We start from the raw sequence: 1,126 nt of genomic DNA, 5'->3' as shown, positions 1-1,126 counted from the left end.
TCCCAGTCTAAATTCCGGATATATTCGATACTGTTTCCCGTACCGTGATAGCGCACACCGCCCAGCAAGAAAGCCGCGGGTAAGAACTCATCTGGCGTGAACAGCACAGACAGAATATGACCTTGTTCACTCACAATGTCTTGCGTGTAGTCGATCTGACAGTCAAAACTGAATGAATCTGTTGCATAAGCCTCAACAGAAAGTCCAATGGATATCACAAATGGAATAATTTCCGTTCTCATGATTTATTTAAACTGTAAATTTCAATTGGAATTATCATTCATCGCCTTCAGTTGCTTATCAATTGAATTCCAGTGGATTTTCTAAAAAAACACGCACACTGGAATCCTTCATTTATCCATACATAAGTATCAGTAAGGATTTTCTGTGGTTATTTCTACTTTCTTTTGAAGTATTGCTTCTAGTAGTGTCCCCCAATACTTCTGATAGGCTTCAAAATTTGTTTCTTCCAAGTCATTCAGACATTCATAACCACCATATGAATGCTCAAAATCCATCGCCCTCATGACGTTATCATTGTTAATTCCATTATCGACATCAGCAAATATGATTTGCCAATCATGCTGTCTTAGCATGGAATTGGGGTTATAAAATGAAAAGTCAATAAGCACGTAATATTCTGAAAACTCTTGAATACTTGCATTAATCACAATACCCTCTGAAGACTTCTTAAGACTCGTATTTATGAGTACTTTGTCATTACTTTTCAGAATAAAATTATCACCTTCAACTTCGATATGATAATTTCTAACCAAAGGTTCATTGATAATTAAATAGTTTTCTGGATATTCTGGGTGATTTTTAGGTGCGACCGTAATACCTAGCTCTTGAAAATCATAATTGGTTTGATAAGGTGCAAGTCTAATATATTGACCTTGTTCACTCACAATGTCTTGCGTATAGTCGATTTGGCAGTCAAAACTGAATCGTTTTTCAGCGTAGACATAGGGAGAGAGTAATGATGAAAATAATATGAACTTAAAAATTATTTTTTCCATTTGTATTCCTTACTTTTTCAACAAGTTAAACCAGGGCCGGAGCATACTTTGTTAACTCGATTTTACAGTGCCAAATAACAAGGTTGAGCGGTAATTATCACAGTAAC

At 35.7% G+C, this 1,126-nt stretch carries 2 protein-coding genes; both read right to left on the bottom strand.

The window, feature by feature from the left end:
- On the bottom strand, positions 1 to 242 hold a 242-nt coding region (locus Q4579_RS22885; RefSeq protein ID WP_303567263.1), incomplete at its 3' end, for a hypothetical protein.
- A 129-nt stretch (positions 243 to 371) separates the two neighbouring features.
- Entirely contained in the window at positions 372 to 1,019 is a 648-nt protein-coding gene (locus Q4579_RS22880; RefSeq protein ID WP_303567262.1) for a hypothetical protein, read from the bottom strand.
- Positions 1,020 to 1,126: the final 107 nt, after the last annotated feature.

Origin of the sequence: Photobacterium sp. 1_MG-2023, from assembly GCF_030547945.1 — a bacterium.
Classification (GTDB): domain Bacteria; phylum Pseudomonadota; class Gammaproteobacteria; order Enterobacterales; family Vibrionaceae; genus Photobacterium.
The sequence above is the reverse complement of the archived record's forward strand: the minus strand, read 5'-3'. Positions and strand labels throughout refer to the sequence as shown.

What these genes read in the sequence shown, in the direction of transcription:
- Q4579_RS22880 (WP_303567262.1), bottom strand. Translation starts at nt 1,019, where the DNA reads ATGGAAAAAATAATTTTTAAGTTCATATTATTTTCATCATTACTCTCT.